Below are 20,825 nucleotides of genomic sequence, written 5' to 3'. Positions count from 1 at the left end.
CTTTCTCAGCAGGAGGCTATATGGCAACAGCAGAAACGATGATCCCGGCCAAGCGTTTGGTATGGGCCCTAGCGACCGCGGGACTGATAGGCGTTGGCGGCGGCGCGATCGGCGCTGCGGCCTTGCAGAAGACGGCCGCGCCGACGGCCGCCAGCGCGCAGCCCGACCAGCCCGCGCCGGCCGCAGCTGTCGTGGCGATGGCGCCCAGCGCAGCGCCTGCTGCAACGCCCATTGCGGCCACGGTGCTGCCCGATTTTGCCCAGATCACCCAGCAAAACGGCGCCGCTGTGGTCAATATCAGCGTCACCGGCAGCGTCAAGACCAGTCGCCGGAGCGCTGCGCCCCAGCTAGATCCAGATGATCCCTTTTATCAGTTCTTCCGGCGCTTTCAGGTGCCCGGCCAACCCAGCCAGGCGCGCGAGATGCCCACGCGCGGCCAGGGCTCGGGCTTCATCGTCAGCGCCGACGGGCTGATCCTGACCAATGCCCATGTTGTGCGCGACGCCCAGGAGGTGATGGTCAAGCTGACCGACCGGCGCGAGTTCCCGGCCAAGGTGCTGGGCAGTGATCCCAAGACCGATGTGGCGGTGCTCAAGATCGAGGCCAAGAATCTGCCCGCTTTGAAGCTGGGCAGCAGCAAGGACCTGCGCGTGGGCGAATGGGTGCTGGCGATCGGCTCGCCCTTCGGTTTCGAGAACAGCGTCAGCGCCGGCGTAGTCAGTGCCAAGGGCCGGGCCCTGCCCGACGAGACCTTTGTGCCCTTCATCCAGACCGATGTGGCGGTCAACCCCGGCAATTCGGGCGGCCCTCTGTTCAACGCCCGCGGTGAGGTGGTCGGCATCAACTCGCAGATCTACAGCCAGTCCGGTGGCTATCAGGGCATCTCGTTTGCGATCCCGATCGAGGTGGCGACCCGGGTGCAGCAGCAGATCCAGGGCGGCGGCAAGGCCCGCCATGCGCGCCTGGGCGTGACCATCCAGGATGTGAATCAGAGCTTCGCCGATTCCTTCAAACTGGAGCGCCCGGCTGGCGCCCTGGTGGCCGGCGTCGAGGCCGCTGGCCCGGCGGCCAAAGCCGGCCTTCGCTCCGGCGATGTGGTGCTGAAGTTCAACGGGCAGCCCATCGTCGCCTCCAGCGATCTGCCGGCCCTGTTGGGCCAGGCCTCGCCGGGTGAGACCGCAACGCTGGAAATCTGGCGCCAGGGCAAGCGTGAGCAACTCAAGGCCAAGCTCGGCGAAGCCGGCGAGCCACAGCAGGCCAAGGCCGAGGACGAGCAGGCCACGCCGGCCGGCAAGCTGGGGCTGGCGCTGCGGCCGCTGCACGAGGGCGAGCGCCGTGGTGCCGAGGGCGGCCTGGTGGTGCAGGACGCCGGTGGCGCGGCGGCGCGCGCGGGCGTGCGGCCCGGCGATGTGCTGCTGGCGATCAACGGCACGCCGGTCAGCTCGGTCGAGCAGGTGCGCGAGGTGGTGGCCGCGGCCGATAAATCGGTGGCCCTGCTGGTACAGCGCGGGCCGGAGAAGATCTTCGTGCCGGTGCGCATCGGCTGATTCCTGATGCCCATGGGCGGCTTTGTGTGAACAAAGTCGCGCAGCCAAGCCCGCCTCGGCGGGTTTGGCTATTTTTGCTTCAGGGATTTAAGTCCGCTGGCGTGGCTGCCGCCTTGTACCGGTGAAGGCAGAAGTTCCTGCCTGCCAACGAAGACAAACCCTTCTTCTGGAGTGAAAACATCATGTTGAGCCTGCACACCAACGCCGCCGCCCTGTCCACCCAAGGTTCGTTGGGCAAGACCCAGAACGCCCTGTCGACCTCGATGACCCGTCTGGGCACCGGCCTGCGGGTCAACTCCGCGATGGATGACGCCGCCGGCCTGCAGATCGCCACGCGCCTGAATGCCCAGACCCGCGGCATGGCCGTGGCCCAGCGCAACGCGCAGAACGGCATCTCGATGCTGCAGACCGCTGAAGGGGCGCTCGATGAAGTGAGCAACATCGTGCTGCGCATGAAGGATCTGGCCACCGAAGGCGCCAGCGGCACGGCGACGGCCAAGGATCTCACGGCCATGAAAGCCGAGTTCGATGACCTGGGCAATGAGTTGACCAATATCCTGACCAACACCAAGTTTGGTGGCGAGGCGCTGCTGGCTGTCGGCGGCAAGCTGGAGTTGGCCGCGGGTGTGACGTTCCAGATTGGTTCGGACAAAGCGGAAACTTACAAGTTCGACGCCAGCACGCAAGTCAAGGCCGTGGCCACGGATGTAGGCTTGCTGAAGGCTAACACCTTCGCCGACAGCACCACAGCCAACGCCGCGATTGATCTGGCCAACACGGTGCTGGACTCTGTGGGTGCCGCACGGGCAAAGCTGGGTGCCGGCGCCAATCGCCTGGACCACGTCAACAACAACCTGCAGAACATGGTTACGAATGTCACACAGGCCAAGGGTCGCATCATGGATACAGACTATGCCAAGGAGACGTCGAACATGACGACCAAGCAGATGCTGATGCAGGCCTCGTCGTCGATGCTCAAGCAGAGCAACAGCATGTCCGGCATGGTCATGTCGCTGCTGCAGTAACCGATGTGAAGGACGGCGCCAAGTGCGCCGCTACCCGGAGAAAGAGGAAGCCAGGCCCTGTGCCTGGCTTCGTGCCGTTGGGCTCTGCATTCACAACACCAATACGCAGGTCTGCCGGTTTGCCCGATCCGGGGTTCTGGCGATTTTTTGGGGTCGGCATTTAAGTCTCCCCCAGGTCTGGCCGCCTTGTATTGCTGAGGGCAGACAAGAAGTTGCCCAACACCGCAGATCCTGCAAACCCTATTTTCGGAGTGACCCATCATGTTGAGCCTGCACACCAATGCCGCTGCCCTGTCGACCCAAGGTTCCCTGGGCAAGACCCAGAACGCCTTGTCGACCTCGATGACCCGCTTGGGCACGGGCCTGCGGGTCAACTCCGCAATGGATGACGCCGCCGGCCTGCAGATCGCCACCCGCCTGAATGCCCAGACCCGCGGCATGGCCGTGGCTCAGCGCAACGCGCAGAACGGCATATCGATGCTGCAGACTGCTGAAGGCGCACTGGATGAAGTGAGCAACATCACGTTGCGCATGAAGGACCTGGCTACCGAAGGCGCCAACGGCACGGCAACGACCAAGGACATCACGGCCATGAAGGCCGAGTTCGACGATCTGGCCGCCGAGCTCGAGAACATCCTGACCAACACCAAGTTCGGCGGCGAAGCCCTTCTGGGCGCCGCCGGTAAGCTCGGTGCAGGTTCCGTGACATTCCAGATCGGCTCCGACAAGGCGGAGACTTACGAGTTCAAGGCCAACACCGAAGTCGCTAAAGTTTCCACTGACGTCACTGCATTGAAGGGCGGCACGTTCGCCACCAGCGTCGACGCCAACAAGGCCATCGACCTGGCCAACACGGTGCTGGACTCAGTGGGCGCCGCACGCGCCAAGCTGGGCGCAGGCGCGAACCGCCTGGACCACGTCAATAACAACCTGCAGAACATGGTCACGAATGTCACACAGGCCAAGGGCCGCATCATGGACACGGACTATGCCAAGGAGACGTCGAACATGACGACCAAGCAGATGTTGATGCAGGCCTCGTCGTCGATGCTCAAGCAGAGCAACAGCATGTCGGGTCTGGTGATGTCGCTGCTGCAGTAAGTCAGCAAACCTCGAACCGGCGGCCCTGGCTGCTCGGTTCTCTTACCAGGAAAAGCCAGGCCCCAGGTCCTGGCTTTTCTGTTTATCCCTGCCCGCCATCCCCGATGTCCGCCATCCCTTCGCTCAGCCCCGTCAGCGCCGTCGCTGCGGTGCCCGCCCTGCCCAGCTCGGCGGGCGGCAATGCGATGCCGCGCCCGGGCGAGCTGCTGCATCTGCTGCTGATGCGGCAGGATCCACCTCGCTATGGGGACTGGCTGGCCGATGGGCCGAATGGGTTGACCCTGCGCTTGCCGGTCGGTGTGGGACAGGCGGGGGACATGCTGGTGATGCGGGTGTTGCCCAATCCGACCGCACTGGCGCAGCAGCTCCAGCTGCAACTGGTGGCCAGGCAGTCATCCGCTGCCATCACCGCGAACATTGAAGCGGCGCCTCTACCGACGGCTAGCGATAGCCCGGCGATGCGGGACGACCAGGCCTGGTTGCAGAAGCTGCAGGCGCAGCCCGCCATGCACCTGCCGGCCAGCCTGGCCGCGCAATGGCGTGCCCGGGTGCTGGCTGAGGTACTGCGCGGCTCTGAGCATACCGGGCTGGACGCACCGATGGACTCCCGGCGCACCGAACCGCAGCCGCTGCTGCTGCCCCTGTCTTTTCACCTGCAGGGGTGGCATGCCCAGGCCCTGCTGCTGCGCCTGGTCATGCCGCAGGGCCGTATCTGGCATGGGCTGGACGGTGATGTGTTGGACGATCAGGCCAAGGAAGCGGGCGCTGTCGAGCAGACGACGGGGCTGTGCCTGTGCCTAGACCTCAGCATGGAAGGCTACTGGCTGCAGGTGATGCTGCAGTGGCTGGATGGCCTGCTGCTGCAGTTTTCCGCCGACAAGCCAGACGCCTTGCGCGCCCTGCGCGAGCGGCTGCCGGGTATCGGCCGTGCGCTGGCCAGTGTGCCGCTGCGCTTGCGCCATTGCCAGCTGAGCCTGAAGCCACCAGCGGCCGTACCGGCAAAGCTGGCCGAGCAGTCCCAGGGGCTGGCCCACAGCAGCAGCGCTGCGTTGTTCCGGGCGGCTGCCGAGATCGTCAAAGTGTTGCAGCAGGGGTAGAGCCGCCATGCCCTGGCGCTCACTCACAGCACTAACGTCGCCAGCACATCAAGCCGGAGCGCGTCCCGCGCGGCAAGATCATCCATGACTGCGGTCATGAAGCTGTTGTTGTGTTCGATGTTGCGAACCACGACATAGACGACTCTGACCACGTCGTCGATACCGAAGTCTGGCCCACGCAATGCCGCCAGCCCCAAGAGGTAAAACTTGATCAGCGCAAAGCGCAGAGCCAGATCCATGAACTCGCGCTCGATGCCCAGAATGTCCTGGCGAGGAAACAAGGACTTGGTCAGATCGTTCAGCAAGTAGTTCTTCAGCAATTGCGGGTGTTGTGCCTCCAATGGCGACCAGCGCTGATGCAGTGCCGCATCCAGGTTCGCAACGGCTGATTCCAGGCCCTGCTCCAGCTTCAGTCCGGCCTGAACATCGTTGATGAGTGCCACGAAGGACGGGCGACCGCCGTGCTTGCTGAGGTAGCGCTGGGTGGTCTCGAATAGCATCGAAAGTTGTGCGGTACGTTGGACCGGCAGGTTGTTCATCAGTGTCGGGACGTTGGCAAGATGTTGCGGCGCTAGATAGTGCTCGATGGTTCGGGCGAGCTCCAAAGTGCCGGCTTGCCCCCGCGCTTCAATTCGCGCAAGGCGGCGCAGCATGAGGCCTGCCTGCACCAGCGACTGCGCCGCGTTCAACGTCGGCAAGCGCACCAGTCCGTCGACGGCATGCGCGATCAGCTTTGCATGGACGAGTACCGGGTCGCCCTGATCATCGGCGGGCTTCATTCGCTTGTAGCTAAGTGGAACCAGCTGAGCATTGGCGAAAGGCAGCAGCAGCGTGATCGGATCCAATGCTGTGTGTTCGGTCAGAGCCAGTCTTGCGGACTCGGGGCAGCTCAGCGTTGCCGAGGCAATGTGCCTGTCATCATCAATGCCGTAAATTCGCGGGTAGTTGCTGCAGGTACGCGAGAGGGCCTTCTCGCCAAGTTCACTGTGAATGCGACAGAGCTTTTGCTCGTCTAGCAGAGGGCACGAACTGTCCTGACCCAGCCGGATGCGCGCGTAGTTCCTGCCTGTCCCGTCGGGAATGCGCTGCACACTTTCCCGCACAAGAGTCGCCAGTGGCTCTATCTTGACCTGGCGGTACTGCTGATAGCTCGCCTTGTCGATTGACACGGTCCAACCGGTGCAACAACTCTCCGGGCAAGCAGAACCAATACAGCGGAACTGCTCCAAGTAGCGTGGCGCCAGCGCGTCGGGGCGGTGTTTACCCATGGTCTTTCTCCGGTGAAACTGATTGGTGTGGCGATCTTGGCTGGTGGGTGTCGTCACCCCAGCGACCCGATCACCGCGATCTCGCGCTGCTCGGGCACTTCGTTATAGGACAGCACGGCCAGGCCCGGCGCGAACAGCTTGGCATAGCGCGCCAGCAGCGGGCGGATCTGCGGCATCACCAGCAGCACCGGGGCGGCGCCCTGGCCTTTCATCTGGTCGCGCGCCATCGGCATGTGCTGCTGCAGCTGGCCTAGCAACTGCGGGTCGACCGGATAGCTGTCGAGCTGGACCTTGGCGCCGCCCTGGCGTGCCTGGTTCAGCGCACCCAGCAGCAGGTTCTCGAGCTCGGCGCCGATATTAAAGACGCGCATGGCCCCGACCGGGCCGCACAGCTGGGCAACGATCTGGCGCTTCAGCGCGCAGCGCACCTCGGCTGCCAGAAGGATCGGATCCTTGGTGGCCTCGGCGTTCTCGACCAAGGTGCTGGCGATGCTGACGATGTCCTTGATCGACACGCTCTCGGCCAGCAGCAGGCGAAGGATCTTCAGCAGCAGGCTGTGGCCGTAGGCCTTGTCCAGCGCGGCGGCCAGCTTCGGGCTCAGCGCGGTCAGACGCTCCAGCAGCGCCGAGACATCGTCGAAGCGCAGCAGCTCGGGCAGTTGCTCGCGCACGAGCTTGGAGAGGTGGGTGGCGATGGTGCTGGGCACGTCGACCACCTGGTAGCCCAGGCCCAGCGCATGGGCCTTGTGCTGAGGCTCGATCCAGGTTACCGGCAGGCCGTAGGCCGGATCGGCGCCGGGTACGCCGTCAAGCTCGCCGTAGACCTGGGCCGATGCGATCGCCATCAGACGGTCGGGATGGACCTCGGCCTGGGCGATCACGCTGCCGCCCAGCAGCACCGCGTACTGGCTGGGCTTGAGCGACAGATCGTCTCGCACCGAGATTGGCGGCAGCAGCAGGCCTAGTGTTTCGCTGAGACTTTGGCGCATGCCTTTGACGCGCTGCTGCAGCGGGGCGCCGTTCTCGGGGTTGATCAGGGTGACCAGCTTGTAGCCCAGGCTGACCGACAGCGGCTCGACCACCGGCAGTGCGCGCCAGTCCAGCTCGGGTGGCGCGCCTGTCAGCAGCGCTGCCTCGATGGGTGCGCCCGGCTTGATCGCCTCGCCGGCGCGTTTGGCCATGCGCCAACCCACATAGGCCAGTGCGGCTGCAAAGCTCAGGAAGGCGAAGGTGGGCATGCCGGGGATGACGGCAAGCGCCACCATCACCGCGGCCGCGCTGTAGAGCACGGTTGGCGAAGCCAACAGCTGCTCGCCGATCTGGTTTTCCATGTCGCCGGCGTCACTGACGCGGGTGACAATGATGGCCGCCGCGGCCGACAGCAGGAGGGCCGGGATCTGCGAGACCAGACCGTCACCGATGGTCAGCAGTGCATAGGTGCGGAAGGCATCACCCAGACTCAGATCGTGCATGAAGGCGCCGATCGCGACGCCGCCGACCATATTGATGATCAGGATCAAGATCGACGCGATCGCGTCGCCGCGGACAAACTTGCTGGCGCCGTCCATCGCGCCATAGAAGTCAGCCTCGGAGCCGACATCCTTGCGGCGCTTCTGTGCCTGCTCCTGGTTGATCAGTCCTGCATTCAGGTCAGCGTCGATCGCCATCTGCTTGCCGGGTAGCGCGTCCAGGGTGAAGCGGGCCGACACCTCGGAAATTCGCTCGGCGCCCTTGGTGACGACGATGAAGTTCACCACCATCAGGATCACGAAGACGACGATACCGACGACGAAGTTCCCACCGATCACGACATTGCCGAAGCTCTCGATGACCTGGCCTGCAGCATGCGTGCCTTCGTGGCCATGCAGCAGCACGACGCGAGTCGAGGCCACGTTCAATGAAAGCCGCATCAGCGTTGTCGCCAGGATGATGCTGGGGAAGACAGCGAAGTCCAGCGGGCGCTTGCTGTTGACGCTGACCAAGATCACAACAATGGCCAGCACGATGTTGAAGGTGAACAGCACGTCAAGCAGCACCGGCGGCAGCGGCAGTATCACCATGGCCAGGATGGCCATCAGGAACAGCGGCGCGGCGACGCGGTACTCGCGCATCAGGGCGGTCAGGCGTTGCATGGGATTCATGTCGGGTCAGACAAATGAGTGGGCACCACCAGATCGGCGGGCAAATGGGGGGCGCTCTTTCGTGTGCCCGACCTGAAGGCCTTGAGCTGCATCACGTAGCTCAGCACCTGGGCGACGGCCTGGTACAGCGAGGCGGGAATCTGCTGCTGTACTTGGGAGCTGTTGTAGATCGCGCGGGCCAGCGGCGGCAAGGTCAGTATCTGCACCTGATGCTGCTTGGCAATCTCGCGGATGTAGAAGGCCATTTCGTCGACGCCCTTTGCGAGCAGGAAGGGTGCCTCGGCACGCTTGTCGTCGTAGCGCAGCGCAACCGCGTAGTGCTCGGGGTTGACGATCACGACATCGGCCTCGGGCACGGCCTGGCGTATGCCGCGCCGTGCCAGCTGCTGCTGCAACTGGCGAATGCGCTGGCGTACCTCGGGCCGGCCCTCGTTCTGCTTGTGCTCTTCTTTCAGGTCCTGCTTGGTCATGCGCTGGCCCTTCAAGAAGAAGAAGAGTTGCAGCGGCGCGTCCAGCAGCGCGAAAATGGCCAGTAGGGCAGCCATCACCATCAGGCTGTCCATGCTCAGCTCGGCGCCATGAATCAGCGCCTGATCCAGGCTCTGGCCCTGCAACGCAACATAGGCGCCGGACAAGCTGCGACTCAGGTAGACCAGGGCGCTGAGTAGGCAGATCACCTTCAGTATCGAGATGCCCAGATCGCTGTAGTGCTTGGCGCTAAACAGCCTGCCCAGATTGCTGATCGGGCTGAGCCGGCTCAGCTTGGGCGCCCAGTTGGAGGTGGCGAAGATCAGGCCGCCGGGCATCAGCGAAGCCAGCATCAGCGTCAGCGGCAGCAGCAACAGCGGCGCCACCATCTTCAGCAGCAGCAGCAAGCAGGCGCCGAAGGCGGCCGACCAGACATTGTCCTGCGCGCCGTCCAGGTCCAGCGGCGCGAAAGCCAGCTTGAACAGCATATCGAAATCAACCAGATACATGGGCATGCAAAGCAGCAGCAGCTTGAAGCTCAACAGAATTCCAACCGCCATCGGCAGATCCTTGGAGCGCGCGACCTGGCCCTGTTCGCGTGCCTTTTTCAGCTTCTGCTCTGAGGGCTTTTCGCTCTTGTCGGCGCTGCTGGACTCAGACATGGCCGGCCCCCGACTTCAGGCCGCGGTCAATCATGTCGAGTACCTGCTGGGTCATGCGCAGATAGTGGGCCGGCACATGGGCCAGGATCTGACTCAGCATGAAGAGGCCGAACAAGGTCACCAGGGAGAAGCCCAGCGAAAAAAGGTTCAGGCTGGGCGCGACGCGGTTTAGCAAGCCCAGACCCATCTGAACCACCAGGGTCGAGAAGATCACCGGCAGCGCCAGCAGCAGTGCCGCGGAAAACACCCAGGCCAGGTTGTAGGCCACCGTGTCCATATTGAGCCCAGCGATGCCGGCACCTACCGGCCATACCTTGAAACTGCTGCCCAGCACCTGGACAAAGAGCAGGTGACCGTCAACGGTGAAGAACACGAGCATGCACAACATGCTCAGCAGCGAGGTGATCACATCGGAGGACGAGCCGTTCATCGGGTCGTTCATCACAGCCATCGACAGACCCAGTTGCGATGACAGCAAGAAGCCCAGCACAGTGATCACCGCCATCGCCAGATGGAAGGCCAGGCCCAGCACAAAACCCAGTAGCGCCTGCTCTGCGGCAGCCAGCACGCCGGCCATCGACCAGGGATCGACCGTCAGCGCGGTGGCCTGTGAGATCGGCATGAGCACGACGGCCAGTGCCAGCGACAGGAGCACCCGCGCGCTGATCGGTACCATGGCCTCACCAATCATGGGTGCCGCGCTGAGCATGGCCATGACCCGGCAGAACGGCCACCACAGTGCGCTCAGCAGGGCTACAAGCTGGGCGAACTCAAGCTCCATGGGCCACCCTCAGCTCACCAAGGTGGCCGCGCGCTCGAATATCGAGACGCAGAAGTCCATCAGATAGCCCACCATCCAGCGCCCGGCCAGGCCGATCACCAGCAGAGTCACCAACATCTTGGGCAGAAAGCTCAAGGTCTGCTCGTTGATCTGTGTGGCGGCCTGGAACAGGCTGACCAGCAGGCCTACGACCAGACTGGGCACCACCGTCAGCGCGACGAGAAGCATCACCATGTTCAGGCATTCGTTGAGCAGGTCAACTGCGACTTCCGGTGTCATCCGACAGCCCTCACGCTCGTCACCAACGTATTGACGGTCAGGGTCCAGCCGTCCACCAGCACGAACAGCAAGAGCTTCAGCGGCAGCGAGATCACCAGCGGACTCAGCATCATCATGCCCATCGCCATCAGCACTGAAGCCACGACCAAGTCGATCACCAGAAAGGGGATGAAGAGCATGCAGCCGATCTGGAAGGCAGTCTTCAGCTCGGACAGCACAAAGGCCGCCAGCTTGACGGTGAAGCCGTGGTCCTCGGGCTTCGCAACGCCTTCCTCGCCTGCTAGCTTGGCGATCTGGGACAGCGAACTCTTGTTGGTCTGCGCCAGCATGAAGCGCGACAGCGGCGCCTCGGCGATATTCAGCGCCTGCATCAAAGTGATCTTCTCGGCGTCATAAGGCACAAGCGCCTTCTCCCAGATCTGCTCGCCGACTGGGCGCATCACCAGAATGGTCAGGATCAGCGCAACGCCGGTGATCAGACGGTTGGGTAAGCCCTGCTGCAGACCCAGGGCCTGTCGCAGCAGCGACAGCACAATGATGAATCGGGTGAAGCTGGTCATCATCAGCACCAGCACGGGCAGCAGCCCGAGCAGGGTCATGATGATCAAGACCTGGGTCTTGACGGTGAACTCGTTGGCCGCCCCGCCGGGCGCGGCGCCAGTGATCTTCAGTGTCTGCGCCAGCGCCGGGTGGTGCAGCAGGGCCAGACCCGAGCCCAGGGCCGAGGCGGCCAAGCCGCGCATCAGCGTCATGAGCCGAGCTGGTCCAGATCCAGGCCGGCGATCTCGATGATCTTCAGCCCGTAGTTCTCGCCCGACACCACCACCTCGGCGCGGCCGATAGCGGTGCCATTGACCTTAATGGTCAGCGGCTCGCCGGCAAGTGTGTTCAGCTCGACCACGCTGTCGGCCTGCAGATTGGCAAGGTCATGCAAAGAGAGCTTGGCTTCGCCGACCTCCAGGGTCAGCGTCACCGGAATCTTGCGCATCAGCTTGGGCAGATCCCGCGCCGGGCGGGCCGGCTCCGCCGGCACCTCGTTGGGAAGGGCCAGGTCTTGCTCGGGGAAGTCGTTCAGCAAGGCGTCGATAGCTTGGTTGTCATTCATGGTCATTCCGCGTCAACGAAAGAAGTCAGGCACAGCTTGCCCTGGTGTTCGGCCACCGAGGCCGTGAAGAGGAGGGCACCGTCGACCAGCACATCGGTGGTCTTCAGCCGCACCGGGATCAGGTCGCCGGGGCGCAGGTCCAGCAGCTCGCCCAGCGGCAGGGTCTGCTCCAGCAGCCGAGCCTCGAGCTTGAGCTTGAGTTGCTTGGCAAGCTGTTGCGTGTCGGGCCTGCAGGGCTGCGACAAGGCCTGGCCCAGCCGCTTCAACAGCTTGCCGATGTAGAGCGGGTCAAGCGCCAGCAGCAGTTGGCTCTGCAGCCCCTGGCCGAGTTCGCGCACATTGATTTGGATGAGCCAGGAGCCGGCTTTGAGCTGAGGCTGCAGGCTCGGCTGCAACTGCAAGGCCGGGGCAGCGGCGTCGACGTGCTCGCCAATCAGCCGCAGCGCGCACTGCAGCGACTGCAGGCTCAGCCAACTCAGCATGCGCTCTTCGGTAGCGGTCTCGGCGGGTGGCTCGTTGTTGTTGGCATCGGCACCGGCATTGCCGTAGCGATGCGCCATCAGATTGAGCACCAGGGAGCGCTCGGCCAGACAGGCGACGCGGCCATGCTCGGCCTCACCCACCATCCAGCGCCCGGCGACCGCCTCGGGGCCCATCGGCTTGATGCTGATCGCACCAATCTCGTACTGAGCGCGGTAGCGGCGGTTGTGGCCGAGAAACAGCTCCCCCAGTGCCTCGCCCAACTGCTCGGCAAAGCGCGGCAGCAGGTGCACGGGGCGGCCCAGCGTGCGCGGGTCCAGCGGCTGGGGGCCGGAGCGCGGCGTGGCGCGCGGGGGTTGAGGATTCATCGCTTGGACTTTGTTTTGGGGTGAGCAACAGGGTGGCTGCGGCGCGCGTGTCTGAGCCGACGAAAGGCTATGAGGCTCGGTCTGTGTAACTGCTGGCCAGATTCTATTGAAACTGCTTGCATGCAGCGCTTTGCAAGTATGTCAAGAGCGCATCTCGCGCCAAGAATTCACGAGGTCGACGCGGTATTTGAGTTTGTCATGGCTGTGGTCGCCTGAATCCGAAGCACCGCTAGAAAACATGACGGGAGCGTGACAGATTCGCCGCACTCAACATACTAGTGCTGCGACGCAGCATTGGTATTTTCGGCGCCACGGCTTCGTTCTTGAGTCGGCGAGCTTCGTGCGCCTTGCGTGCACTTTGTCACGTGCCTTGCGCCGGCCTTGCGTCGACCCTCACAAAACCCTTGTGGGCGGGTTGCTTGCCGGGATACAGTTTGTCTCATCAGGGCACACCCGAGCGAAAGCCGGGGTCGCAAAGCCTCCGGTCTACCACCCAAGGGTTCTCGAATCCAGGGAAACGATAGCGGGGTTGCCAGACCTGAGTCTGCTCGCCCACGCGCTGTGTGGGCCGCTCCATGCGCTGCATGGGGCAGGGCGTGACTTCATGCCTGCCGGGCTGCCACCACAGCCTGTTGTGACCTCGATGGCTTTCGCCAAGGCTTGCCTGCTAGACCTTCACAGGACGATGCAACCATGAGCAAGCGACACACCTCTTCTCCCCAGCTGCAGTACCAGGCATGCCTTTGCAGTGCCGGCTCGGCCGTGGTGCGAGTATTTGCTCCTGCATTCGCACAAATCATCGTTGGTTATCAATGCATAACCAGATGATGATGGCATCCGATGAAAACGCCGGCACGTCGACCCTTTATTTTCGGGTCACACCGCCGATATCAAACTAAGATTCCGCTCCATAACAGGCAAGCCGATATGAATAACGGAAAGTGCCGAGCGAATGCTAATTCAGGGGGTATCAAAATTGTTTCATCTGAATCCTGACTGAGGTCTAGCCGATTTCGGCATGCCGGACTGATCCGGTCACTCAGTAATACCCGAATATTTTCTGCCTTGGTTTTCGAGGCATGGCCTGAACACGTCGGTAAGCGTCGCGCGCTTATTGCATTGCCCAAGGATCAATCGATGTCTGTCACTTCAAGCGCCGCCAGCAGTCTGGGTTCGCTGCAGTCCGAACTGGCCCGCATCGAGCAAGACGCCCTGCGTCTGGCTTCGGGCCCGGGCGAGGCGGACAGCCAGGGCTTTGGTCGCAGCATGGAACTTGCGCTGCGCCAGGTCGACACCAAGGACCAGGACGCCGCGGCCCGCATGACAGCAGTGGAGAACGGTGAGAGCGATGACCTGGTCGGCGCAATGCTGGCCAGCCAGAACGCCAGCCTGTCCTTCTCAATGCTGATGCAGGTCCGCAACAAGGTGGTCGGCGCGGTCGACGAGCTGATCAAGCTGCAGCTCTGAACAGGCAGACCGCCACCGCCACCTGCCAAGAACAAATACGCACACCACCATGCTCAAACCCCTGATGGCCCGCCTGGGCCCGGCCTGGAACTCACGCCCCGCCTTGCCTGCTGGCCTGGCCAAGGGCTTGGCGCCCGTGCTGGCCCTGGCCGTGGCCGGTACCGCATTGGCGCTGATGCTGATGTGGCGAGATCAGGCCTCGTACAAGCCGGTGTTTGGCCAGCGCGAGCGCGTCGCCACCGCCGAGATGCTGGCGGTGCTGGACGCCGAGCAGATCGCCTACCGCCTGCATCCCGACACCGGCCAGGTGCTGGTGCCCGACAGCGCGCTGGGCCGGGTTCGCATGCTGCTGGCCGCCAAGGGCGTGGTCGCCAAGCTGCCGGCCGGCCTGGAACTGATGGACCGCAACGACCCGCTGGGGGTCAGCCAGTTCGTGCAGGACGTGCGCTTTCGCCGCGGCCTCGAAGGCGAGCTGGCGCAAAGCATGATGACACTGGACGGAGTCGACAGCGCGCGCGTGCATCTGTCGATTGCCAAGTCCTCCTCTTTTGTGCTGAGCGATGGCCAGAAGAGCTCGGCCTCGGTGGTGCTGGCTCTCAGGCCTGGCCGCACGTTGAGCAACGAACAGATCGCCGCCGTCATTAATATGGTGTCGGGCAGCGTCGCCAGCCTGGACCCGGCGCGTGTCAGTCTGGTCGACCAGGCTGGCAATCTACTGTCGGCCCGTGTCGATCTGAGTGAAGGCTTCGAGGCCAACCAGGGCAACGAGGCGTCCAAGCGGTACCAGGACGAGGTGCGCCGCAATGTGCGCGATCTTCTGGCGCCGGTGCTCGGCGAAGAAAATTACCGCCTCTCGGTTACCGCCGAGGTCGACAACGATCGCATCCAAGAAACCCGCGAGCAGTATGGCGATGCGCCGAAACTGACCAACGAGGCGATGCGCGAGGAACAGGACCGCGAGCGGATCGCTCTGGGCATTCCCGGCTCACTGAGCAACCGACCCGTCAACGCGGCGGATCCGGCCGCCTCGGAGCCCGAGACCAATGTCGGCACCGCGCGCAAGAACGCCGCCACCCGCCAGTACGCCTACGACCGCAACATCACCCAGATCAAGCGCAGCCGAGGCCGTCTGGCTCGACTGAATGTGGCGGTTGTGCTGAACAACGCGGCCGCACCCGGCCCGGCCAGTGCGGGCAAAACTTGGACCCCGGACGAGATCGCCAAGGTCGAAAAGCTGCTGGTCAGCGGCCTGGGCGTGAACACCGAGCGCGGCGACAAGCTGACCGTCTCGCCGATGAGTTTCCCGGCCCCGCTGGTGCCGGAACCCTGGTACCAGCAGCGCGACACGATTCTGGATTTCAGCGGTTGGCTCGCATACGCACTGGCCGCGTTGCTGGGCTACTTACTGCTGGCGCGCCCGCTGCTACGCCTGGCCCAGGCGCGGCTGGCGCCGGCTACCGCTGCACCAAGCGGCACGACGTCACTGACCCCTCTGGAGCCCGCTGCCCTGGCAGCCGGCGAGACGATCGAGCGCGGCGCATTGCCTGCTCCGGCCGCCGATACCGCTGCCGAGCCCAAGACCATGTCGGTCGTGCCGCTGCTGGAGAACTATGAATTGCCGCCCCCCGGCTCGCCGGTGGATGTGCTGGTGGACCACCTGAAGGTGCTGGCGGCCAAGGAGCCGGAGCGCGTGGCCGAGGTGGTGAAGCAATGGGTGCAAAAGAAGAATGTCCGCAATGACTGATTTCATCCCCGCCACCACGGCCGCCGGCCTGACTCCGGTCGAGCAAGCCGCCATCGTTTTGCTGAGCATGGGCGAGGAGCCCGCCTCAGCCGTGCTGCGCTGCCTGTCTCGCGAAGAGCTGCTAGACGTCACCCAGGTCATGTCGCGAATGAGTGGCATCAAGGTCGACTGGGTCAAAACCGCGATCCAGCATTTCTTCGATGACTACCGCGAGCAAAGTGGTGTGCATGGCGCTTCGCGCAGCTATCTGAAGCGATCGCTCGACCTGGCGCTGGGCGGCGATATTGCCACCAGCGTGCTCAATAGCATCTACGGCGAGGCGATTCGGCCCAAGATGCAACGTCTGCAATGGGCCTCTCCGAAGTGGCTGGCCGATCATATAGCCCGCGAGCATGTGCGCATGCAGGCCGTGTTTCTGGCTTTTTTACCCTCCACCCAGGCCAGCGACGTGATCGCCGCCCTGCCCGAGCAGGGACGCGATCTGGTGCTGCTGAATGTGGCACGCCTGTCCGAGGTAGATGCCGAGTTGCTGGGCGAGCTCGAAGAGCTGGTCGAGCGGTGCCTGATGGGCCTGGGCCAGCAAGGCGCCAGCGTTGAGGGCGTCAAGCAGGCGGCCGAGATACTGAACCGTCTGCCGAGCGAACGCCAGCAGATGGTCGAGCTCTTGCGCGCCCATGACCCCGAGGTGGTCAACGAAATCGAGGTCAGCATGTATGACTTCTTCATCCTGTCGCGTCAGAGCGAGACGGTGCTGACCCGCGTGATCGAGGAAGTTCCGCTGGAGCTGTGGGCAGTGGCGCTGAAGGGGGCCGAGGCGGCCGTACGCGACGCCATCCTGGCTGCGATGCCGCGGCGCCAGGCCCAAAGCTTCGAGGATCTGATACGCCGAAGCGGCCCGGTGCCGCGCTCGCGCGCCGAAGCCGCCCGCAATGAAGTGATGGCCCAGGTCAAAGCCCTTGTCGACGCCGGAGAGATCCAGGTCCAGCTGTTTGCCGAGGCTACAGTCGAATGAAGCCCGTGCTACGCCCGCACCGCTTTCCGCCGCTGGCCCAGTTGCATGCGCGGCGCGAGGTCGAGCAGAGCTCGCCGGCACAGCTGCAGGCCGCGCTGGCGGAGGGCTTCCAGGAGGGGCTCTCCAAGGGCTATGAAGAAGGCTATGCCAGCGGTTTGCAGGCCGGCAGTGAAGAGGCGCAGACCCAGGGCCGCGAGCAGGGTCTGACCCTGGGGCGACGCGAGATGACCGAACGTTTCGAACATCTGGCTGCACCGGTCGATGCCTTGTTCAGCGAGTTAAAGGCGCTGCAGCTTGAGCTGCAGGCGGCCGCCCGCAAGGAAGTTGTCGAGCTGGTCGAGAAGGTGGCCCGCCAGGTCATCCGCGCCGAACTTACCTTGCAGCCCTCCCAACTGCTGGCCCTGGTCGACGAAACCCTGGCTAGCATGCCGATCGCCCGCGACGGGGTCGAAGTGTTCCTTAACCCTGAAGACTTGCGCCGCATCAGCGAGCTGGCTCCCGAACGCGCCCAGGCTTGGAGCCTGCTGCCCGACCCAAAGTTGGAGAGCGGCGAATGCCGTTTGCACGCAGGTGGACGCGAGGCCGATGCCGGCTGTCGCCAGCGCCTGGCCGCCTGCATGGAGCAGGTCAAGGCGCAGATGATCGAGCAGCCGCATGACGAGGTACCGGAGCAGCGCGCATGATCGCCGCCGCACTGCGTCGCGTTGAACTGGGCATCGTGCCGGTGGCCACGCCCACCGGTCGCTTGGTCGGCGCCTCGGGTCTGCTGCTGGAGAGCTCGGGCTGTGCGCTGCGCACTGGCCAACGCTGCATGATCGAAGGCGCAGATGGCGAATGGATCGCAGCCCAGGTGGTAGGTTTTCGCGACCAGGTCTCCTATCTGATGCCGTTCAAGAAGCCCGATGGGCTCTCCACCGGCGCCCGCGTGCTGCCGGCGCCCGAGAGCCGCAGCTTGATGATCGGTCCTTCGTGGCTGGGTCGCATCGTGAATGGCCTCGGTGAACCGATCGACGGCCTCGGCCGGCTCGGCGGCGAACATCCGTTGCCGGCGCAGCCACCCAAGGTCAATCCGCTGAAGAAAACGCCGGTGCATGAGCCGCTGGATGTCGGCGTGCGGGCTATCAATAGCATGCTGACTCTTGGTCGTGGCCAGCGGGTCGGGCTTATGGCCGGCTCCGGCGTCGGCAAGAGCGTGCTGCTGGGCCTGATCACGCGCCAGACCGTTGCCGATGTGGTGGTGGTGGGCCTGATCGGTGAGCGCGGCCGCGAGGTGCGCGAGTTCATCGATATGAGCCTGGGCCCCGCCGGTCTGGCGCGTGCCGTGGTGGTTGTGGCACCGGCCGACGAGTCGCCGCTGATGCGGCTGCGCGCCACGGAGCTGTGCCACACGATTGCCGCCCATTACCGCGATCAGGGCCAGCATGTGCTGCTACTGGTCGACTCGCTGACCCGTTATGCGATGGCCCGCCGCGAGGTGGCGCTGGCGCTGGGCGAGCCACCGGCCACGCGTGGTTATCCGCCATCGGTCTTCAGCCTGCTGCCCGAGCTGGTCGAGAGCGCCGGCAATGGCGAGCATGACCGCGGCAGCATGAGCGCGATCTACACGGTGCTGGCCGAGGGCGATGACCAGCAGGACCCGGTGGTCGACACGGCCCGCGCCATTCTCGACGGCCACATCGTGCTGTCGCGTGCGCTCGCCGAGCGCGGCCACTACCCGGCCATCGACATCTCGCAGTCGATCAGCCGCTGCATGGCTCTGGTGGCGGCCAAGCCGCACCAGCAGGCCGCCCGCTTGCTCAAGCAGCTGGCCTCCCGCTACGAGCAGGTGCGCGAGCTGATGCCGCTGGGCGCCTATGTGCCCGGCGCCGACCCGTTGACCGACCGGGCGGTGACGCTGTTCCCGCGCATCGAGGCCTTTCTGCATCAGGGTGTCAACGAGGCGGCACCGCTGGCCGAGACCCTGCAGCAGCTCGAGGAGTTGCTGGCATGAGCAAGGCTCCGATGCAGAGCAGCCTGAGCCGCCTGATCGAGCTGCGCGAGCGCGAGCTGGAGCAGCACCAGGCGAAACTGGCCGCCAAGCAGCAGCTGCGCGACCGCCAGGCGGCGATGGTGACGCGGCTGGAACAGCTGAGCCAGCAGATCGGCCCGACCGGCACGGCCGTGCCCAGCCTCGCGGCCAACAGCGCCGCCTACAAGCAGGCGGTGCTGCAATGGGCCGAACAGCAGCGCCAGGATCTGGCCCTGCACGAGGCCGATATCGCGGTGCAGCGCCAGGCCATGCTGGCCGTGGCGCGCAAGCAGGAGGCCTATGGCCAGCTGCTGGGCCGCGTCGTCTCGCGGGCTCAGCAGGCCGAGGAACGCCAGCAGCAGAAGTTCCAGGACGATCTGGCCAGCCAGGTCTGGCAGCGGGGGCTGGCATGACAAACCCTCAGCAATTTAAGTGCCAGGGCAAAGGAGTCGCCCTGAAGCAAGGTAGTCCTACTCAACACCTTGCAGGAGCACGTCATGGCTAATTTCGACCCGTCCACCCTGGCCACCCAGCTGGCGACCGCCTACACCCAGCAGACCCAGAGCCTGCTGACGGCGCAGAACAAGACCAGCCAGGCCAAATCGACCGCGCTGAGCAAGCTTCAAAGCTCCCTGCAAGGCTTCGACACGGCGATGAAGGCTCTGACCACCGGCAAGAACGGCCTTGCCCAGCTCAGCGCCGGGTTTGCCAACACCGCCAGCGGCACGGCCAAGGCAGATTCAACTGCGCTGCCGGGCAGCTACCAGATCTTTGTCGAAAAGCTGGCCACCTCGCATCAGCTGGCTTTCAAGGACGTGCCGGCCCAGGATGTGTCGGCCTGGCCCGCGGGGCCGCTGAATATGTCGGTGAATCTGGCCAACGGCAGCAATTTCGTCGTCAATCTCGCCAATGCCGATGCTGACAACGATGGCAGCCTGTCCCAGATCGAGCTGGCGCGCGCGATCAACCAGGCCAGCGGCAATGCCGGCTCGGTGACGGCCCAGGTGATCACGGCCGGCGGCCAGTCGCAGATGAGCCTGAGCTCGGGTGTAAGCGGCGAGGGCGGCGCGATCAGTCTGGACACCAGCAGCATCCCGGCCGGAGCACTGCGCAGTGCGCTGGAAGACCCGGCCAAGAAGCTGCAGCTGACGGCAGCCCAGGATGCGGTGGTCTGGATGGGGGCGCAGGGCTCGGGCATCCAGATCAAGCAGGGCAGCAATGAGCTGACGGCCATTCCCGGCGTCAGCGTCACGCTGAAGGCCTTGAGCAGCGGCGCACCCGATGTGCTGACCGTGACCAAGGACGAGAGCGCGACGACGGCCAAGGTGAAGAGCTTTGTCGATGCCTACAACGCGCTGGAGAAAAGCCTCAGCGAGCTGACCGCCGCAGGCAAGGACGGCGCCGCCTCTGCCGCTTTTGCCTCCGATGCCGGCGTGCGCTCGCTGCGCAGCCGCTTGAACAACATCCTGCGCCAGGATTTCGGCGGCCTGGCCCTGCGTGACCTTGGCATCAGCGCCGACCGCAACGGCCAGCTGAGCCTGGACAGCACCAAGCTCAACAAGACGCTGGCGACCAAGCCCGATGCGCTCGACCAGGTGTTCGGCAAGTCCTCGCTGACCTCGGGCAGCGGGGTGCTGGGGGCTTTCAGTGTCGCAGTCGACCAGTGGACCAACAGCGTCTCCGGCCAGATCGCGCAGCGCAAGAGCTCGGTGCAGTCGCAGCAGAAGGCCATCGGCGAACGCCAGACCCGGCTCGACAACCAGTACGAGCAGTCCTACCAACGCTATCTGAAGCAGTTCACCGCCTTGCAGCAGGTGCAGGCGCAGATGGCGGATACCACAAGCCTGTTCAGCTCGCTGAGCTTACCGACCTCATAAACGATGACTTACGACGCCTACCAAAGCTACCAAGCCGTCAATCTCAAGGCCCAGACCGCCCAGGCTTCGCCGGTGCAACTGGTGCTGGTCTTAATGGACGGCCTGATCGATGAACTGGCCCGCGCGCGAGGCCATATCGAGGCCCGCCGCTACGAGCTCAAGGCCAGCAGCCTGGAAAAGTGCGTCAGCATCATCAACGGCCTGTCCAGCGCGCTGGACATGGACGCCGGCAGCGAGGTGGTACACAACCTCGCCCGTCTCTACGATTACTGCGCCGAGCGCCTGTATCGCGCCGGCGTCGAGCTCAATGTCGCAATCGTCGACGAAGTGAGCGGCCTGCTGGCCAATATCCGTAGCGGCTGGCAAGGCGTGCAGGCGAACAGCCATGGTTGAGC

20 protein-coding genes and 1 riboswitch are annotated in these 20,825 nt (G+C 64.3%); of the genes, 12 read left to right on the top strand and 8 right to left on the bottom strand.

All coding sequences use genetic code 11. The features are described from left to right. Window positions 1-20: 20 nt before the first annotated feature. The 4 genes from OOZ63_RS07705 to OOZ63_RS07690 all read left to right on the top strand — a co-directional run bounded on the left by OOZ63_RS07705 (window position 21) and on the right by OOZ63_RS07690 (window position 4,770). Entirely contained in the window at window positions 21-1,547 is a 1,527-nt protein-coding gene (locus OOZ63_RS07705) for a DegQ family serine endoprotease (protein ID WP_266004856.1), read from the top strand. A 182-nt stretch (window positions 1,548-1,729) separates the two neighbouring features. After that, on the top strand, window positions 1,730-2,572 hold the full coding sequence (locus tag OOZ63_RS07700; protein WP_266004855.1) for a flagellin: 843 nt from the start codon (window positions 1,730-1,732) through the stop codon (window positions 2,570-2,572). A 261-nt stretch (window positions 2,573-2,833) separates the two neighbouring features. Next, window positions 2,834-3,673, top strand: a complete 840-nt coding sequence (locus tag OOZ63_RS07695) for a flagellin (RefSeq protein WP_266004854.1) — start codon at window positions 2,834-2,836, stop codon at window positions 3,671-3,673. Window positions 3,674-3,777: 104 nt separating this feature from the next. Next, window positions 3,778-4,770, top strand: coding sequence for a hypothetical protein (locus OOZ63_RS07690; protein ID WP_266004853.1), 993 nt, complete (start codon window positions 3,778-3,780; stop codon window positions 4,768-4,770). A 23-nt stretch (window positions 4,771-4,793) separates the two neighbouring features. Here the strand turns inward: OOZ63_RS07690 and fliB are convergent, their stop codons facing one another. From fliB to OOZ63_RS07650, 8 genes are read right to left on the bottom strand one after another with little or no spacing between them, the layout of a single operon-like run. After that, the gene (gene fliB / locus OOZ63_RS07685) at window positions 4,794-6,038 is read right to left on the bottom strand and encodes a flagellin lysine-N-methylase (RefSeq protein ID WP_266004852.1); all 1,245 of its coding nucleotides are present in this window, start codon (window positions 6,036-6,038) and stop codon (window positions 4,794-4,796) included. Between the two features lie 53 nt (window positions 6,039-6,091). Further along, entirely contained in the window at window positions 6,092-8,179 is a 2,088-nt protein-coding gene (locus OOZ63_RS07680; protein ID WP_266004851.1) for a flagellar biosynthesis protein FlhA, read from the bottom strand. After that, entirely contained in the window at window positions 8,176-9,309 is a 1,134-nt protein-coding gene (gene flhB / locus OOZ63_RS07675; RefSeq protein WP_266004850.1) for a flagellar type III secretion system protein FlhB, read from the bottom strand. Before flhB ends, OOZ63_RS07680 begins: the two co-directional genes overlap by 4 nt. Next, on the bottom strand, window positions 9,302-10,090 hold the full coding sequence (fliR, locus tag OOZ63_RS07670) for a flagellar biosynthetic protein FliR (RefSeq protein ID WP_266004849.1): 789 nt from the start codon (window positions 10,088-10,090) through the stop codon (window positions 9,302-9,304). Before fliR ends, flhB begins: the two co-directional genes overlap by 8 nt. A 9-nt stretch (window positions 10,091-10,099) precedes the next feature. Then, window positions 10,100-10,369, bottom strand: a complete 270-nt coding sequence (gene fliQ, locus OOZ63_RS07665) for a flagellar biosynthesis protein FliQ (RefSeq protein ID WP_266004848.1) — start codon at window positions 10,367-10,369, stop codon at window positions 10,100-10,102. Continuing rightward, entirely contained in the window at window positions 10,366-11,121 is a 756-nt protein-coding gene (fliP, locus tag OOZ63_RS07660) for a flagellar type III secretion system pore protein FliP (protein ID WP_266004847.1), read from the bottom strand. Before fliP ends, fliQ begins: the two co-directional genes overlap by 4 nt. Beyond that, entirely contained in the window at window positions 11,118-11,480 is a 363-nt protein-coding gene (fliN, locus tag OOZ63_RS07655; protein ID WP_266004846.1) for a flagellar motor switch protein FliN, read from the bottom strand. The genes fliP and fliN overlap by 4 nt, the downstream gene beginning before the upstream one ends. Then, window positions 11,477-12,322, bottom strand: coding sequence for a FliM/FliN family flagellar motor C-terminal domain-containing protein (locus tag OOZ63_RS07650; protein ID WP_266004845.1), 846 nt, complete (start codon window positions 12,320-12,322; stop codon window positions 11,477-11,479). The genes fliN and OOZ63_RS07650 overlap by 4 nt, the downstream gene beginning before the upstream one ends. A gap of 436 nt (window positions 12,323-12,758) precedes the next feature. Further along, window positions 12,759-12,859, top strand: a riboswitch (cyclic di-GMP riboswitch). A gap of 600 nt (window positions 12,860-13,459) precedes the next feature. Between OOZ63_RS07650 and OOZ63_RS07645 the strand changes: the two genes are divergently transcribed. The 8 genes from OOZ63_RS07645 to fliS all read left to right on the top strand — a co-directional run bounded on the left by OOZ63_RS07645 (window position 13,460) and on the right by fliS (window position 20,823). Then, window positions 13,460-13,789, top strand: coding sequence for a flagellar hook-basal body complex protein FliE (locus OOZ63_RS07645; RefSeq protein WP_266004844.1), 330 nt, complete (start codon window positions 13,460-13,462; stop codon window positions 13,787-13,789). 49 nt (window positions 13,790-13,838) lie between these two features. Beyond that, on the top strand, window positions 13,839-15,533 hold the full coding sequence (fliF, locus tag OOZ63_RS07640) for a flagellar basal-body MS-ring/collar protein FliF (RefSeq protein WP_266004843.1): 1,695 nt from the start codon (window positions 13,839-13,841) through the stop codon (window positions 15,531-15,533). Next, entirely contained in the window at window positions 15,526-16,545 is a 1,020-nt protein-coding gene (locus OOZ63_RS07635; protein WP_266004842.1) for a FliG C-terminal domain-containing protein, read from the top strand. Before fliF ends, OOZ63_RS07635 begins: the two co-directional genes overlap by 8 nt. Beyond that, on the top strand, window positions 16,542-17,228 hold the full coding sequence (gene fliH / locus OOZ63_RS07630) for a flagellar assembly protein FliH (protein ID WP_266004841.1): 687 nt from the start codon (window positions 16,542-16,544) through the stop codon (window positions 17,226-17,228). The genes OOZ63_RS07635 and fliH overlap by 4 nt, the downstream gene beginning before the upstream one ends. Next, on the top strand, window positions 17,225-18,535 hold the full coding sequence (fliI, locus tag OOZ63_RS07625) for a flagellar protein export ATPase FliI (protein ID WP_266004840.1): 1,311 nt from the start codon (window positions 17,225-17,227) through the stop codon (window positions 18,533-18,535). Before fliH ends, fliI begins: the two co-directional genes overlap by 4 nt. Beyond that, a complete protein-coding gene (locus OOZ63_RS07620) occupies window positions 18,532-18,966 on the top strand; it encodes a flagellar FliJ family protein (RefSeq protein ID WP_266004839.1) in 435 nt (144 codons plus the stop codon). The genes fliI and OOZ63_RS07620 overlap by 4 nt, the downstream gene beginning before the upstream one ends. Before the next feature lie 84 nt (window positions 18,967-19,050). Further along, entirely contained in the window at window positions 19,051-20,430 is a 1,380-nt protein-coding gene (fliD, locus tag OOZ63_RS07615; protein ID WP_266004838.1) for a flagellar filament capping protein FliD, read from the top strand. Between the two features lie 3 nt (window positions 20,431-20,433). Then, entirely contained in the window at window positions 20,434-20,823 is a 390-nt protein-coding gene (gene fliS / locus OOZ63_RS07610; RefSeq protein WP_266004837.1) for a flagellar export chaperone FliS, read from the top strand. Window positions 20,824-20,825: the final 2 nt, after the last annotated feature.

This window comes from Paucibacter sp. PLA-PC-4 (assembly GCF_026241155.1).
GTDB lineage: Bacteria > Pseudomonadota > Gammaproteobacteria > Burkholderiales > Burkholderiaceae_C > Roseateles_E.
The sequence above is the reverse complement of the archived record's forward strand: the minus strand, read 5'-3'. Positions and strand labels throughout refer to the sequence as shown.